The sequence below is a fragment of the Gimesia panareensis genome (genome assembly GCF_007748155.1).
GTDB classification, from domain to species: Bacteria; Planctomycetota; Planctomycetia; order Planctomycetales; family Planctomycetaceae; genus Gimesia; species Gimesia panareensis.
In genome coordinates this window covers 3,752,039-3,766,600 of the sequence record NZ_CP037421.1, presented here as the reverse complement: position 1 = coordinate 3,766,600, position 14,562 = coordinate 3,752,039, and the positions used below count along the sequence as shown (strand labels likewise).

The following is a 14,562-nucleotide window of genomic DNA, read 5'->3' as shown; positions in this document are numbered from 1 at the left end:
CCCTGGAGAGTTTTCGGATCGGCAACGGCAGCTTGTTTCCGCTCCTCTCCGACCCCATACAGAACAGCGGACCTGGAGAACAATGAGCAGAACGTCCGTGCGCAGAAGCAACGGTGATGCCATGACTGCTCGCAATTTGATATATACGACGCAGAATCGATTGAGAAACGAGTCGATCACTCACTCGGACGATCCCATGGTGGCACTGTCAGTGTGACATGGGGGTGGTCGACGGAGTGGGAGTCATCGGGGTTGTGGTCAGGAATGCATCGTTGAAACAACCGCCTGCGCGAACTTCACTCGGTTGTTCGGCGGACACCGATGAAGCTGGCCCAAATCGCCGACCGTTGCGATAATTGGTGACAGCCAGAATTCCTGCCGCGACGAAAATATCCTGCCATTCCAGTACCTGCGCTTCGGTCACTCCGAAGCGGGCTGCAATTCCGCGTACCGTTTCCTCACGCCTCAATAGTGCCATTAATGCAGCAGACACACAAATATCCCGCTCTATCATGTGTTTTCTCCAGCAACTTACTTCATGGGTGGTAACGAGAGCTTCGATCGGAAGTGATGGTTGTGACTTGATCCTCGAAATGGTGGCCCGAGGGAGATCAACACTCCAGAACTGTCTATGTAGAACCAGTGTTTACATGTTTGGAACGCTTGAAAACCTATCTTCAAGATACAGTTGAACAAGGGGCAATGTCGAGGATTAACTCACGAAAAACAGATATCCCCGTTCGAGGTGGGACTCAGGCCTTATACAGCCGGGGGAACAGATTCCTGGCTGTAAATGTACTTCTGCTCAATACGCGGGGGAGCTCAGGATCGGCTGGAAGCAACGGAATTCAGTTTAACATCAACAGGGGGCGTCTTGTTTTCAGATCCCAGATCAGAATGTGTTGCTCGCCATCAGGAGTGAAGAGTCGCTGACCGTCTCTGCTGAAAACGGCATTATGAATCAGGTCTTTCAGATCGTTTGACAGGGGAATCGCTTTCTGATTCGGCGGTTGATAAGGTTGTAATAACAGCGAGATCGATTTTGTTCTGCGGGGCACATTGATGACGACAGAACAACTGACATATTGCGCATCAACAGGGCTGACTGCGACCAGGGTTCCCTGAATGGGGCTCAGCGCGCTCCCTTTCTGCAGGTCGTATTGAAGCTGATCTGTAAACAGCCGCGTGCCGTCTGGTGAGAGAGTCAGCTTGCGCGCCCCCATGTATTGAAACCGTGGTTGATTGAATTCGAACGGTTCGAGGAAGTGTTTTTCATCGAGCTCAGTCTGGGGGATCTCCCAGCGATTCAGTTTGGGGTCGATCCTGGGTCTCCCTTTCGTTTCGAGTTCAGGGGAAGAGGTATATAAGTACTTTCCGTCCGGGGAGAGAATCATGGCAGTGATATGTGTGAGATGTCCCAGTGACATTTCCCACGCACGCGTTTTTCCGGTAGCGGTATCCCAGGCGATGACATCATGTTCCGGCCCGTTGGAGAACAGGGTTTTTCCATCAGCGGAAAACTGGACGCACCGGGCGCCCTGCCAGTCAAATGGATATTCCTGCAGTAATTTTCCGGTTTCATAATTGTATAATACGACAACGCCCGAGGTATGGTCGATCGTGCCGCAGGCCAGCGCGATCAGCTTGCCCTCCCGGGCGATGTCGAAGTGGTTCAGATAGTTTCCTTCCGGCACTGGCAGGTGCAGGGGAAGTGGTGTTCCCGTCTGTGCGTTCCAGAAACGGACGCCATCAATGTAATCGCCGATCGCCAGCAACTCGCCTGTGGGATCGAGCTGCATGTGCCTGATCGCCCGGCAGTGGTGCTGCAGCAGCGGTTGTGTCTGATACTTGTAAGTCAGCAGTTCACTCAGAGGCCGGGTGAGCAGTTCTCCCTCGGAACCGCTCAGGGCCACCAGCTGATTATCCGGAGCAACAGCGACCGAAAGCAGGCGTTCTGAAGTGTCCATGAAAGTGCTCTGACGTTTGCCCGTGGAAAGATTCCAGGTGACCAGTGTCCTGTCCAGTCCGGTGGTCAGCAGAAACTGACTGTCAGTCGTGAAAGCGACATCCGAGACCCGCCTGATGTGCGACTGAAATGTATGCAGGACCTTACGGGAGGCAACGTCCACGATTTTCACTTGGGGGATTTCCCAGTCGCTATACTGAACTTTCTTTTTATCGACGCCGAAAATGGCCAGCTGTTTTCCATCCGGAGACCAGCGCACGCCATGGTGATCTTCCAGGACCTGCAGCGGTTCCCCCACCGGCTGGCCTGTCTGAAGATCCCAGATCCTGACGCTGTGGCCGATGGTTCGATAACCGTCAAAACTGGCCGATGTTGCTGCCAGCTGTTTTCCGTCCGGAGACCAGGAGAGGGAGAATACCAGGTCGTCCTCATTCTGGAATGCCCTCGTCTGTTCGAAACGTTTGGTATCCCAGAGTTTGATTCCGAAGCCGGTTTGCGGGTCTGTTCCCGTTGAGACCGCGATGGAGTCGCCTGCAGGTGAAAAGCGGGCCTGATAGATTTCGGCTTCCAGCTGAATCGTTTTTACGATGGAGAAGTCGTCCGTCTTGCGGAGGATCAGTTGACCGTCCATGGCCGCGGTCGCCACCAGCTGGCGGTCCCGGGAGTAAGTAATGGAAGTGACAGGACGGGTATGGTCGGTGAATTCGTGCAGGCTCTGTTGTGTTTTGACATCCCAGACCGTGACCACCCCGTTCTCATTGCCCGTCAGAAACTGCTTTCCCCCGTTGACAAAGCAGATGGGAGAGACAATTCCTTTCGCGGTGGCATAGGCTTTGTTTTCCGGTTCCTGTGATGACATCTGTCTGAAAAATTCGGAACTGGAGACTCCGAAGTTGGCCAGCAGGTCTCCTGATAAATCGGTTCCCAGTTCCTGTACCAGTTTTCTGGACTCATCCCGACTGCCGTTGACCCATTTCAGGTAGGCAATCAGGGACTGACCGGCATTTCTGACCTCGGGTGAAGTTTCCGGTCGGGCATTGTATCCCGTAATGACTTTGGTCAGATTCTCCGCAATCGCGGGGCGGGTTAAGAGCTCTTTGCGATCTGAAATTGGTTTGAGGCTGCTGAGCACTTTGAAGTATCTGCCGGGAACGATGGTATCGAACCGTTCTGTCTGCAGGCATTCCTCTCCCAGGGCCAGCAGTCTTGTTTCGCGTTCAGCAAACAGGGGGAGCTGGTAGACCTGAATCAGCGTGTCATAGGCGGCAACATAATCAAACTGGGCCCTGACCACCTGGTCAAACCAGAAGCGAAATTCGGCTGGGGTAACGGCCTGACTGTTGAATTGTTGGATGATTAACTGATTGACCAGCATCACCTGGTAAGGGGCTTCAGGTAAATCAGGATCCTGCAGCCAGGCTTGCTGAAAACAGTCGCGGGCGATCTGGGCCTGTCCTGGCTGGAAGTTGGTCAGGTATTCCAGATTATGTTGCGTCTTTTCAGGCTTCGTCCAGTAGCAGGCATGCATCGCGTGGACATCGATGGCCAGCCGGTAATGCAAATGCCCTTTCAGCATTTGAGTCAACCAGGGATCTGCCCCGGACTGTTCCAGGGTGACAACGATCAGCCTGAAGAGACGGATTTCCCGGATCACGAAGTTGTCGAGGATGTGTTTCAGCAGGAAACGGCGTTCATCGCGGTCCAGTTTCCGGTCAGCCAGTACGGAGACCAGATGCTGGGCAGCTTTCCAATGATAATCTGGTTCCCTCGAATTATTTGGTTCTGCTCCCGGAAATCGCTCGGAAACAGTCCAGTGGTAAGTGATTTCGCGAGAAATATCCCGGACGAGCAAGGACCCTTCCAGTTGGACCTCCGGTGGATAGCGGGATTCCTGTAGCGGGTACAGTACTGTTTTCAATGCTTCATCGAGCATCTGTTTCTGCTGGTCTGGGTGCCTGTTGGCCGCCCGCGCACGGATGTAAAACATGCGGACAATCGGATCGTCGCAGCCGGTCGACTCGATGAACTCCCCCTGTTGCTCCATGCGGGTCGCCGCCTCTTCTTTGAGGGCGCTCTGGCTGGCAAGGGCACAGCAGTCTGTCAGGAATGTAACCGCCTGTTTGTCCCAGCGGGGATCACGATGACCATATTTCTGATACGAACCCAGAAAACGATCGAGATACCATTGCTGCCAGCGCTGATCGATCTCCTGCTGCAATTCCGTCTCTGGCAGTTCGCTCAGAAGTGTGGGAGTATGCTTTTCGATCTGTGCCCGAATCTGCAACTGGTGATCGGGCGACGGTTCCAGCTGCGGTTCTGTTGATGGTTCGGACGAGTTCTGGTCAGTATCCTGCTGGTCACCTTCCTCTCTGGGGGCTGCGATCATCGGGATATACATTGGCAGTGTCGGGGTCATATCGGCATAGAATGCCTCCACCTGTCGGAGCGTTGCCTGTTCCTGCATGACTTTTTTCAGCTGGCTGTCGGGTTCGGTTTGCGTGAAAATTGTAATGCCTTCCACTTTGCCCTCATCCCTGGTGTCGTAGGTTACAATCTTCTGTTCCTGATCCACGACCAGTCGCAGGTGGTAACTTTTGAAGATCCCGCTCCAGCGATAATGAATCTTGCGGAGCCGGATTCCGGAATCATCAACGGTGACGCTGGGGAACCCCTGCTGAAAAGACTCAAACTTCTCGAGGGGCAGTTCCTGGTTGGCAGGCAGGTTGTTCATCGCCTCATCCAGCGCAGCGACACTCTTGCGCTGTGACGATTGCGCGTACCATTCGACGAACACAATCACGATTAACAGTCCGATGAACGACCAGCGATAGATGCGCCGCGATTTAAGCCGGGATGCTTTTTCTTTAGCGTCTGTCATGAGAGACCTCAAAAAAGGACTTTACATTCTGGCCGATGAGGGTGATTCAGAATCGATGATGAACCTGATCCTCTCCCTCGGTCCGACTCCTGCTGTCTGTTTCATGTAACCGGTCTGCAGATTCGGTAAGCAATTTCGGAAATTAATTGTATTTTTTCAATTTTCAGCAGTGCGCTGTCAGAAACAGTCAGTGCAGGGGCCGGTTTTCTTCAGATTCGGGATCCGGCTTACGCACCCCCTGTTGATCGAGGCGGTTCAGGATGTCCGTTACCGATTGCTGTTCCCGTTGTCTCAGCTCCAGGGAATCCAATGTGGCATAGGACCGATGCACCGCCTGTTCCAGGCCTCCCTGTGCCGTGAGATAGCTGCCCAGGTCTTCCCATTCCTGCTGGAATTCACTGTCGAAGTTCCGGGGATCACTGTAACGACGCACCCGGGCTTCCAGAGTTTTTTCAAGACAGTCCGCCAGTTGTCTACGGCTGTGTTTAAAATAGTTTTCGACGGTCGTCGTCTGCAGGCCCAGGTGCTCAGCGATTTCCCGAGCCGTCATCTGCTCACAGATCTTACCGTAGAGGACTCTGAAATAATCTCCGCGATTGGTGGAATAATATTCTGCCATCACGGTTTCGACACAATCCTGCAGCAGTTCTTCCACCCAGGCGGCATAAAAGAGGTCGAGCTGTTCGGGAGAAGCCCCCTGGCTGTCGAGAATCCAGTCGGGGCGCGCAGGATCATGGGCCAGTTTTTCGAGAATGTTCTGACGCCCTGTCTGAACCCGGGCCTGGTTGGAAAGGACGTTCCGGACGACCGAACAGATCAGGGTTCGCAGCCGGGCGGAGGGATTGGAGAGCCAGCGGGCCAGCAGCTGATTCTGAATCAGTGCGGCAAAGGTTAAGGCAGCGACTTCTTCTGCATCGGTGAGATTGATTTTCCCCCAACGGATGGAAAAGCGACAGACGGGCCGCCAGTAGTCCGTCATGAAGGTCCGCCAGTCGTCTTCATTGCCCGTGGTGGCAATCCGCTGAATCAAAGTATGGCGGGTCTCCGGAAATGGCATCGAAACGAAACTTTCCTGCTGCAGCCCTGAAGTCTGTAAGAGGAGCGAAGTGTTGGCAATCAAGGGACTTAGTGCTCAGATTCACCAGGTCAATACCGGGGTGCTGCCAGTACAACCTGATGCTGCTGGCTTCCATTATTGGACCTCAATCATGAGTTCTCAAGAAATTTCTTTTAAAAACGAAACCGAAAGCAGTCCGGTATTACATGAAAAGAGTGATTCGACCAGGCAACCAGTTCTGGTCTGCCGGCGTCACTCAATTCACAACCGAAATGGCGCAAGGCAGGAAATTGATTCTTATTAATACAGGCAGGTGATCATGTTTTTTCCAATTCCAATGCAGGTGGAGACCGAGGCCCGACAGCCAACGGTACCGACAGCGAATCTGGTGCTCATTGCTCTGAATGTGCTGTTCTATTTTCTGGTGCCGCTGGAGTCGATGATGACCGGACCCGGGATGCCGCTGATGACCATTCTGACTTACGGATTTGCACACGGCAGTTTTTTTCATCTGCTGTTCAATATGTGGTATCTGTGGGTGGTTGGTAACCCTGTGAATCGTCGGATAGGCAATTTCTATTATGCCGCCACTTACCTGGGAACGATTGTCCTGATTGGAATACTGGCCCGCTGTCTGGGGGGCAGTTTTATATATGGTTCTTCAGGTGCGGTTTTTGCCGTACTGGCGACAGCCACGCTGCTGTTGCCCGTCAAACGGGTTGAAGTGCATTACCTGGCCCTGTTTCCCCTGACGATTTTGATCGGCCTGTTACGCCTGCCCCGCTATGGCCTGCAATGGTTCATCCGCTGGGATCATGCTTCCATGCCTGTGCTGCTGTTTTCACTGTTGTTTCTGGTGCTCGAGCTGCTGGGATTCCTGATCTGGTTTCTCCAGGGACAGATTCATGTCACCAGCCTGGGGCATCTGACTGGGTTCGTGTGTGGCGTCACAGCTGTGTTGCTGCTGCCAGAGCGAATCACAATACCACAGAAGGCGGCCATGAGCTGAAACTCTGAATGATCAACCGTTTCAGTTCCTGGCAGAAACAGATCTGATATTTCTAAAGACAAACCAGTTTCTTTCTGAGAACGCCTGGTCGAATTTCTCAGAATTCAATCGCAAGAAAGGATCCAAAATGGGTATATTTAAAAAAATCAGCGATATTATCTCTGCCAATCTGGGGGAGATGATGGAAGAGTACGAAAACCCGGAACTGATGTTGAAACAGGCGATTTCTGAAATGGAGAACTCCATCAGGACGGCCCTGCAGGAAACAGCGAAATCGCTGGCAAGCGAGAAGAAACTGGCGAAAGAGATGGCCCATAACGAGAATGAATCCCGGCACTGGCAGGAACGCGCAGCGCAGGCCGTCGCGGCGGGAGATGATGAGCTCGCGCGGAAAGCCCTGTCTCGCAAAAAGGAACATGAAAAAATCTCCGTCGCGCTGCAGGATCAACTCAAAGTCTGTCAGGAGGCGAATCAGACATTGCGGCATCAGCTGGACGGAATGAAAGCCAAGCTCGCCGAAGCCAAACGCAGCCTGGCGACTTTGTCGGCACGGAATAAAGCGGCGCAGGTCCGGAAAAAAATCTATGCCCGTTCGGGGGAGATGAATTTTGACCTGGATGACTCCGCGTTCCAGACTTTTGAGCAGCTGCGGGAGAAAGTCGAACAGGCGGAAGCAGAAGCCGATGCGCTGGCCGAGTTGCAGGGGATCGATCCCGCCAGTTGGGACAGGGACGAGGTGGGAGTGAGTGACAGCGAAATCGATCAGGAACTGGAGCAGCTCAAACAGGCGCAAAACTCCGGCCAATGATCGCCTGAAAGGAATCCTGATGTCAGACTGCTCTGAGATGTGTGAAGTGAACCCAGAATAATGATGATCTGCCTGGTATGATCGATGGCTCAGTAAAAAGTGAAACGCATCAGCCGCTGACGGCATTCCGGGGGGAAGATTTCTCCCGTGATGAGATCTATACGCTGATAGTCGATCTGGCTGATCAGGTTCAGGCTTTGCATCAGTCACAGCGATTGCATCTCCGAATCTCGCCCGAAGAAATCTGTCTGAATCAGGCGGGAAAGCCCCGGTTATCTGCTGCAGACGAGAGCCGCATTTTCAGACGTTCTGATTTTGACCGGCAACTGTTTCCGCCGGAATTACAACAGGTGGATCAGCTGGATGTTTCCATTGACCGGGAGCAGGCTGCTGCTGTGCTCAGGCAGGCCGGTCTGCAACTGGATCCCGAACGGATCGACGTCTACCAGTTGGGAGCGCTGTTCTGTTTTTTATTAACCGGCGAGAAGGTCGAGTCTTATCTGCGGAGTCCCAGGGCCAGGGCCAAAGTTCCGACAGAATTTCGTGCCGTCATTGATCGTACGCTGGGATTCGAACCTGCGGCGGTGATCAGAAACATCGAGGGCTTTCGGGCTGCATTACGGTCCCTGCAGACTGACTCCGATTCCTCTCAGACAGCACAGGCAGACCCTGCCGCCGAACAGAGTGGTGATGAGCTCCCGTTTCAGAGACTGGGACACTACGAGATTCGGGAACGCATCGGGCAGGGGGGGATGGGAGATGTCTATCTGGGTTATGAACGTTCGCTCGATCGCCAGGTTGCCATCAAGGTGCTGCCTCCCGAATTTGCCCGGCAGGATGAATTTGTAAAACGCTTTTATGCTGAGGCCACCGCAGCAGCCCGGCTGGTTCATCCCAATATCATTCCCATCTATTTTATTGGAGAAGACCAGGGTCACCATTACTTTGTGATGCAGTATGTCGAAGGAGAGACCCTGGCCGATCTCCTCAAACGGAAATCGAGGATCGAGATCGATCAGACCCTGGCCATCATCGAGCAGGTCTTGAGTGGCCTGGCAGCAGCGCATGCGGAAGGCATGATTCATCGCGATATCAAACCGGGAAATATTCTGCTCGATCGCATCAACCGCAAGGTTCTGCTGGCGGATTTCGGCCTGGTGAAATCGCTGCTTACAAAAACGGAGATGACAGCGACCGGAGTCGTCATGGGGACGGTCGACTATATCTCCCCGGAACAGGGACGCGGACAGCCTGTCGACCCCCGTTCCGATTTATACTCCCTGGGTGTGCTCACCTATCAGATGCTTACCGGCCGACTGCCGTTTCAGGCGGACAGCCCGACCTCCATGATATTTCAACATGCTTATGAGACGCCTGAATCGATCCACAAGCTGGCTCCCGGTGTTCCCGAACCGCTGGTGAAGATCGTCGACAGGCTGCTGGCGAAATTACCAGAGGAACGTTATGAGTCGGCTGAACTGGTGCTGGAAGACCTGCGCGCCTTCCGTTCGGGATATGATCCCACCACTGAATCGCGGCTCCAGGCGGGATCTCCTGGTGCCGACCAGCAATCCGCAGGTGAATCCATTTCTGCAGTGGAACCGTCCCGGACCACGATCATTGAATCGCCCCGCTTTGAAGCACTTTTGCTGCCGGAAGCTTGCGACGCAATACAACCAGCCGGTTTCTGGAAACGTCAGTGGCGAAAAGGGCAGGATCTGTTCCGGAAATACTCTCCCGAACTGCTGCAGCAGTTGCAGAACACACAGCAGCAGTTTGAGGGAGCGATTCAGGAGTACCAGCGGCGACGAAGCAGTTTAGAGACACTCTACCAGGAAGCGGAATTGTCATTACAGGAACTGAATCGACTGGCAGACCGCTGGCAGAGCGCCGCTGAGCGGGCTCAGTCCCGGGCAGAAACCGCAGCGCATGCGGATCTGAAACACCGTTCAGGAACAAAGCTACTGCAGACAACAGGCGGAAGAGGTTCGCCGTCAAGCGGTGCAACAACAGGAACAGCTGGAGTCGATGGCCCTGCAGAAAGCACAGATCAATGCACGATTACAGCAACTGATCTGTCAGCGCGATCTGCTGAACGCCCGGATTCACGCAGCCCAGGCCCGGGGAGTGGTGCTGGGGAGCTCACTGCAGGCAGCGACGGCAAAACGGAGTTTGCTCCCTTATGCTGTTGCCGGAATCCTGGTAGCGGGGGCCTGTCTGTTTCTGTTCGGGAAGGTGGGAGCACTGCTGATCCATGGAGTGCCACCAGCCGAGAGTTCCTTCACTGCTGCCGGTGAGAATCCTGATCAGTCCGGTGTGATCCCGGCCCATTTTAACTGTCCACTTTCGGAAGACGGTTATCAGCAGCGGGGGGTTACCTTTCCGAGTATGGTCGAGGATCTGATTTTCCACCCATCGCTGGTCGGGGGAGTTTATCAGAGCCTGGCGACTTCCCATGCCGATGGCACGGTGAATAAGATGAATGTGACCGACCGCTCCTATAACGGGCCGCATTTGCTGACAGAACATCTGGAATCGACGGGTCGGCTGGCTTATGCTCCTGACGGAGACCTGCTGGCGACGAGTTTAGGAGACGGCTCAATCAGCCTGTGGTCAACCTATGGAAACGGACGCGAGTTTCGCAGGCTGAAAGGTCATACCGATCAGGTGCAGGCAATGCTGTTCACACCGGACGGGAAACAACTGCTCTCCGGCGGGCTGGATCAGACGGTTCGCTTGTGGGACATCAAAACCGGGCAGGAAATCAAACGGTTCTCAGCACGGAATGCCGTCCGGTCACTTGCCTGGAACCGCGAGATGGATGGTTTTTACCTGTCTGACGGGAACGGTTTTGATCCTGTCTCGCTGAGACAGATCAAATTGAGTGGCGAACAGGAAACCGGATTTTCCGACACCAGTAAAAAAACGCCGCGATTTTTGTTTGTTCCCGATGCCGGCGATGTCGGATTTTCCGCACCTTTACAGAAAGATCAGTCTCTCAATTCATGGAATCTTCAGACGGGCGAAAAAGGCCTTTTGTTTGGGGCCGATGTGGTCCAGGCCGCTGTTTCCGCGAATGGATTGCAGATTATCACCGCCGATTCCAGGGGGCTGATTTCACTCTGGAATCCGGAAACCGGCGCAGTGCGCCAGCAGATGAAAGTCGTTGACGATCCGAAGATTCAACAGGTCCGCCAGCTGGCTGTTTCGAGAGATGGAACGCTGGCGGCATGCGCCCTGGCCAACTGGTCACAGAAAGAATTTGAAGTCCGGGTCTGGAAGCTGCCACAGTTTCCCCGGGACGGATACCTGATCAACTGTGACTCTCCGATCAATACCGTGATGTTTTCTCCGGACGGATATGAAATCGTCGCGGGAGATCAGAGCCGGATCCGGGCCTGGAAGCTGGAAAAACTGAATCGGGAATCCACATTCCCGGTCAATTCTCCTGTTTCCGCACTCAGGGCGATGCCGGATGGCTCCGGGATCATCTACGCTACGGGGGCCAGCAACAGCCAGGCAAATTATATCGGGGTCCGACCCTGGAAAAACTTTGGCCGCATCGGTCTGCAGACGGGGGAGTATGATGACGTCCGCTTCGCAGGGCATCAGGCGCGGATTACCAGCGTCGATTGTGCCAGCAGTGCACGCATGCTGGTCTCGGGAAGTCTCGATGGTTCCGTTCGTTTATGGAATCTGGCAGACCGGGAACAGGCGGGCGTGCTGGAATTGCAGCGACCCGTCTATGCAGTCCGCTTCAAGCCCCAGTCCGAGCATGAAGTTTATGTCTGCAGTAATTCCCGGCTGATCGAACTCTGGGATTTGCGCACACAAAAGAAACTGAAAGAATTCAGCGGGATGTCGTTCCAGGTCCTGTGTATGGATCTTTCCGAAGACGGAACCCGGCTGGTGGCAGGGGGCGGTGACCGCACTGTGCGTGTCTGGGATACGGAAAGCGGTGAGTTGCTGGCGACCCTGGAAGGGCATACCGGTCCGGTGAATTCCGTGGCTTTACCTTCGGTGACGCGATTTAATCCGCCTGGAAGTTACATCGTGTCCGGAAGTGAAGACGCGACCGTACGCTATTGGGATGTCGAGCGAAAGCAGGAAATGTCCCGTTTTACCGGTCATTCCGCTGCCGTTACCAGTGTCGCCATTTCGCCCCGCAATGAATACGCCGTTTCGGGCAGTACCGACGGCACCATTCGTCGCTGGAAGTTACGAAAAGCGTTTTAAGATGTCTGATTCCCTGTCCTCGGTCTTGGGGCTGTCAATCAGACGGATCGGGTATCCGGGGCGTCACTTCTCAAATATGTCCGGGCTCGGCCAGCGGTCCTCAAGGCCTTTGACCAGCTCTTCCACGGGTGGTTTGACGTTAGGCCAGCTATGTGGGCGGATACGAACCGTGCGACCCGGGCGGAAGCCTTCCAGTACGAGCGGCACCTGGAAGGTGACCTGGATCCCGCTGCTGCCGAACGGCGGTTTACCTGAGGCTTTTTTAACGGCAGTGATTCTGCCGTCCATCCCATCGTGGTTGGGCCACCAGGTACGCAGGGTGTCTTCTGCCGCAGCCATTTTGGCACCAATGCCCGGCTTGAAGTCCGCGTAGAGCGATTGATCCATGCCGCCGTACAGGGTCGCTTTGATCGTGGCGGGTCCGAAATTCTCGTTCTGCACTTCATCGATGCGTGCCGGCATCCACCGCATGTGGATGTGGCGGATGTGTGTCCCGCGCTGATGTGCGGTTGCGTGCTGCATGGCAGCTTCATCGAGCCAGAGGTCGGCGACATGAAACTGCTGATACAGATAGCGGGGGTGCCAGGTCAGGCTGAGTTGCACCGGTTTGTCTTTGAACTGCTTCGCACCGTTTTCCGGCCAGGTACCCTCTGTAATCAGATCGTTGAGGCCGAGCAGTTCGCGTCCCCGCCAGATGCGGGTGGCGCCGTCGATGGTCAGTTCGTGTTCGCCGCCGAGTCCTTCGCCTCCCTCTTTACGGTCGAGGCTGGCAGTCAGGGAGCCTTCAGCACCGTTGATCTTTACTTCTTTCAATTTCCAGGACTTGCCTTCCCGCAGACAGAGACTGGGGCCGTCCTCCAGCAGAATCGCGTAATTCTCAGGTGGGGCGGTGACATCTTTTCGCTTTACGACGGGAACGATGGAAGTCTTCGGGTCAGGTGGCAGGTAGAAGCGGCCATACAGCACGGTGCCGATGGGGATGTCTTTCAGTGCTGCGGGAGCACCGCGGTAACGGATCATCCCGTAGGGTAACATGGCGAAATGATGTAAGCGGCCCTCACGGAAATGGCCATCCACGTGCAGACGCAGACTGCCGCGGCGATTGACGTGATCGACAAAGACGAGTTCGCCCCGGTAGGATCTGGCTTCGGTAATCGGTGGAAACGTTCCGGGTTGCGGCCGGAAGGGTTTGTCCTCTGCGTTGACTCCCTGCGACATGCACAAGAGCAGGGTCAGGCAGACCAGGAATTTCAATCGACGGCTCATCCCAACTCCAGTTCGCTATTGCTGTCTCCGAAGGTCTCTGTTTCCACACCCATTTTCTGGGCCATGCTGAGCAGCAGATTGCTCATGTGAGCCTCCGTGTTGGCCGGGCGTCCGCACAGGCGATAGTGCTGGCCCGGGTTATCGAGCTGATAGCCGTCGAAGTGTCCCTGGTTGAAGTCGAGGTGGCGACCATGTTTGACTCCCAGCCCCGTGCCCCCGCCGAGAACCAGCGGCAGATTCGCATTGCCGTGGCTGTGACCGTAGGCCATGCCGCTACCGAATAATGCCATGGTTGTGTCGAGTAGCGGACGACCGTCGAGATCTTTCGTTTCCGCCAGGCGGGTCAGGAAGTAACTGAACTGCTCGACCGCGAACGTATCGCTCTGCGTCAGTTTCTCCATGTGTCCCGGATCACCATTGTGATGGCTGAGTTCGTGGCGTGTCTGGGAGATGCCCAGTTCGGGAATGGCCAGCCCCTGACCTTCCAGACCGCTGCTGAACGTGACGACGCGGGTGGCATCAATCTGAAATGCCAGCACGATCAGGTCGTAGATCGTGCGGAAGTAGTCGCCGGCCTGAGTCTGCGGCACATCGCGGTTGGTGCGTTTCCGATCTTTGTCTGAGATGGGAGGTCGCGGGACATTCAGCCAGGCATCGGCGCGTCTGGTGCGGATTTCGGTCTCGCGGACGGCGGTCAGATACTGATTGAGTCGCCCTTTGTCCTCGGCGCCCATTTTTCGTTCCAGTGCGCGGACTTCTTCGAGATTCGCATCCAGTACGCTCCCTTTGCGGCGGAGTGCCCGGCGCTGAGCGGCTGTCCCATGCTTCGGTTCTTCGAACAGATAAGAAAAGATCTCGCTGCAGCGGCTCATGCCGGGGAGTCGGATGCCGTCTGCTGTCCAGGCCAGGGATTCGCCTTTGTTTGAGATCTCCAGGGAATGAAATCGCGTGTGAGGCGAAGTGACTTCGGCGATTCGCTGATCGACCGAAATGGTGTTGCGATCCGAAGGACCGAGCTTTCCGCCTGTCAGCCAGATCTTCTGGCAGTTGTGATGATGTCCCAGCCCGCCGGGATGGTGCAACCCGCTGATCGGCGTTACCACACCGCGATGTTTCTCAAGTGGCTTGAGCGATCGTGAGAAATCATAGTCTTTCCCGGGCGTGGTGATCTGGTAGTCGAGCGTGTTGACCCCGTTGGGGATGTAAACGAACGCACTCCGCTTTGGTTTCGGTGGCTCCGCCGCATGTGCCGGACGCATGCAGTTCAGCAGCGGCAGGGCAATGAAACTGCCCAGTCCGCGGAGGACGTGACGACGATCGATCAGCCAGGATTCAGTCATGA

General features: G+C 55.0%; 10 protein-coding genes. 5 read left to right on the top strand and 5 right to left on the bottom strand.

Features of this window, described 5'->3' with window-relative positions; translation table 11 throughout:
• Positions 1 to 208: 208 nt before the first annotated feature.
• The 3 genes from Enr10x_RS14145 to Enr10x_RS14135 all read right to left on the bottom strand — a co-directional run bounded on the left by Enr10x_RS14145 (position 209) and on the right by Enr10x_RS14135 (position 5,901).
• Positions 209 to 493 (bottom strand): helix-turn-helix domain-containing protein, encoded by a 285-nt coding sequence (locus tag Enr10x_RS14145; RefSeq protein WP_145450154.1) that lies wholly within the window; start codon positions 491 to 493, stop codon positions 209 to 211.
• A gap of 355 nt (positions 494 to 848) precedes the next feature.
• Positions 849 to 4,844, bottom strand: coding sequence for a WD40 repeat domain-containing protein (locus Enr10x_RS14140; protein ID WP_145450151.1), 3,996 nt, complete (start codon positions 4,842 to 4,844; stop codon positions 849 to 851).
• A gap of 187 nt (positions 4,845 to 5,031) precedes the next feature.
• On the bottom strand, positions 5,032 to 5,901 hold the full coding sequence (locus Enr10x_RS14135; protein WP_145450148.1) for an RNA polymerase sigma factor: 870 nt from the start codon (positions 5,899 to 5,901) through the stop codon (positions 5,032 to 5,034).
• A gap of 52 nt (positions 5,902 to 5,953) precedes the next feature.
• Between Enr10x_RS14135 and Enr10x_RS14130 the strand changes: the two genes are divergently transcribed.
• From Enr10x_RS14130 to Enr10x_RS14110, 5 genes are all read left to right on the top strand, one after another.
• The gene (locus tag Enr10x_RS14130) at positions 5,954 to 6,205 is read left to right on the top strand and encodes a hypothetical protein (protein WP_145450145.1); all 252 of its coding nucleotides are present in this window, start codon (positions 5,954 to 5,956) and stop codon (positions 6,203 to 6,205) included.
• A 15-nt stretch (positions 6,206 to 6,220) separates the two neighbouring features.
• Positions 6,221 to 6,910 carry a rhomboid family intramembrane serine protease gene (locus Enr10x_RS14125; RefSeq protein WP_145450142.1) on the top strand — a complete coding sequence of 230 codons (690 nt, stop codon included), beginning with the start codon at positions 6,221 to 6,223 and terminating at the stop codon, positions 6,908 to 6,910.
• 127 nt (positions 6,911 to 7,037) lie between these two features.
• Positions 7,038 to 7,718 carry a PspA/IM30 family protein gene (locus tag Enr10x_RS14120; protein ID WP_145450139.1) on the top strand — a complete coding sequence of 227 codons (681 nt, stop codon included), beginning with the start codon at positions 7,038 to 7,040 and terminating at the stop codon, positions 7,716 to 7,718.
• A 77-nt stretch (positions 7,719 to 7,795) separates the two neighbouring features.
• The gene (locus Enr10x_RS30295) at positions 7,796 to 10,015 is read left to right on the top strand and encodes a protein kinase domain-containing protein (protein ID WP_145450136.1); all 2,220 of its coding nucleotides are present in this window, start codon (positions 7,796 to 7,798) and stop codon (positions 10,013 to 10,015) included.
• 91 nt (positions 10,016 to 10,106) lie between these two features.
• Complete coding sequence (locus tag Enr10x_RS14110) at positions 10,107 to 11,954, top strand: WD40 repeat domain-containing protein (RefSeq protein WP_315851899.1); 1,848 nt, start codon at positions 10,107 to 10,109, stop codon at positions 11,952 to 11,954.
• 63 nt (positions 11,955 to 12,017) lie between these two features.
• Here Enr10x_RS14110 and Enr10x_RS14105 read toward each other — a convergent pair whose 3' ends face one another.
• Both Enr10x_RS14105 and Enr10x_RS14100 read right to left on the bottom strand, forming a co-directional pair.
• A complete protein-coding gene (locus Enr10x_RS14105; RefSeq protein ID WP_232093393.1) occupies positions 12,018 to 13,220 on the bottom strand; it encodes a hypothetical protein in 1,203 nt (400 codons plus the stop codon).
• The gene (locus tag Enr10x_RS14100; RefSeq protein ID WP_145106670.1) at positions 13,217 to 14,560 is read right to left on the bottom strand and encodes a DUF1552 domain-containing protein; all 1,344 of its coding nucleotides are present in this window, start codon (positions 14,558 to 14,560) and stop codon (positions 13,217 to 13,219) included. Before Enr10x_RS14100 ends, Enr10x_RS14105 begins: the two co-directional genes overlap by 4 nt.
• Positions 14,561 to 14,562: the final 2 nt, after the last annotated feature.

Excerpts from the sequence above, each read along its gene's own strand:
- Enr10x_RS30295 (WP_145450136.1), top strand. The coding sequence starts at position 7,796 with ATGATCGATGGCTCAGTAAAAAGTGAAACGCATCAGCCGCTGACGGCA.
- Enr10x_RS14120 (WP_145450139.1), top strand. The coding sequence starts at position 7,038 with ATGGGTATATTTAAAAAAATCAGCGATATTATCTCTGCCAATCTGGGG.
- Enr10x_RS14135 (WP_145450148.1), bottom strand. The coding sequence starts at position 5,901 with ATGCCATTTCCGGAGACCCGCCATACTTTGATTCAGCGGATTGCCACC.
- Enr10x_RS14110 (WP_315851899.1), top strand. The coding sequence starts at position 10,107 with ATGGTCGAGGATCTGATTTTCCACCCATCGCTGGTCGGGGGAGTTTAT.
- Enr10x_RS14105 (WP_232093393.1), bottom strand. The coding sequence starts at position 13,220 with ATGAGCCGTCGATTGAAATTCCTGGTCTGCCTGACCCTGCTCTTGTGC.
- Enr10x_RS14125 (WP_145450142.1), top strand. The coding sequence starts at position 6,221 with ATGTTTTTTCCAATTCCAATGCAGGTGGAGACCGAGGCCCGACAGCCA.
- Enr10x_RS14140 (WP_145450151.1), bottom strand. The coding sequence starts at position 4,844 with ATGACAGACGCTAAAGAAAAAGCATCCCGGCTTAAATCGCGGCGCATC.
- Enr10x_RS14100 (WP_145106670.1), bottom strand. The coding sequence starts at position 14,560 with ATGACTGAATCCTGGCTGATCGATCGTCGTCACGTCCTCCGCGGACTG.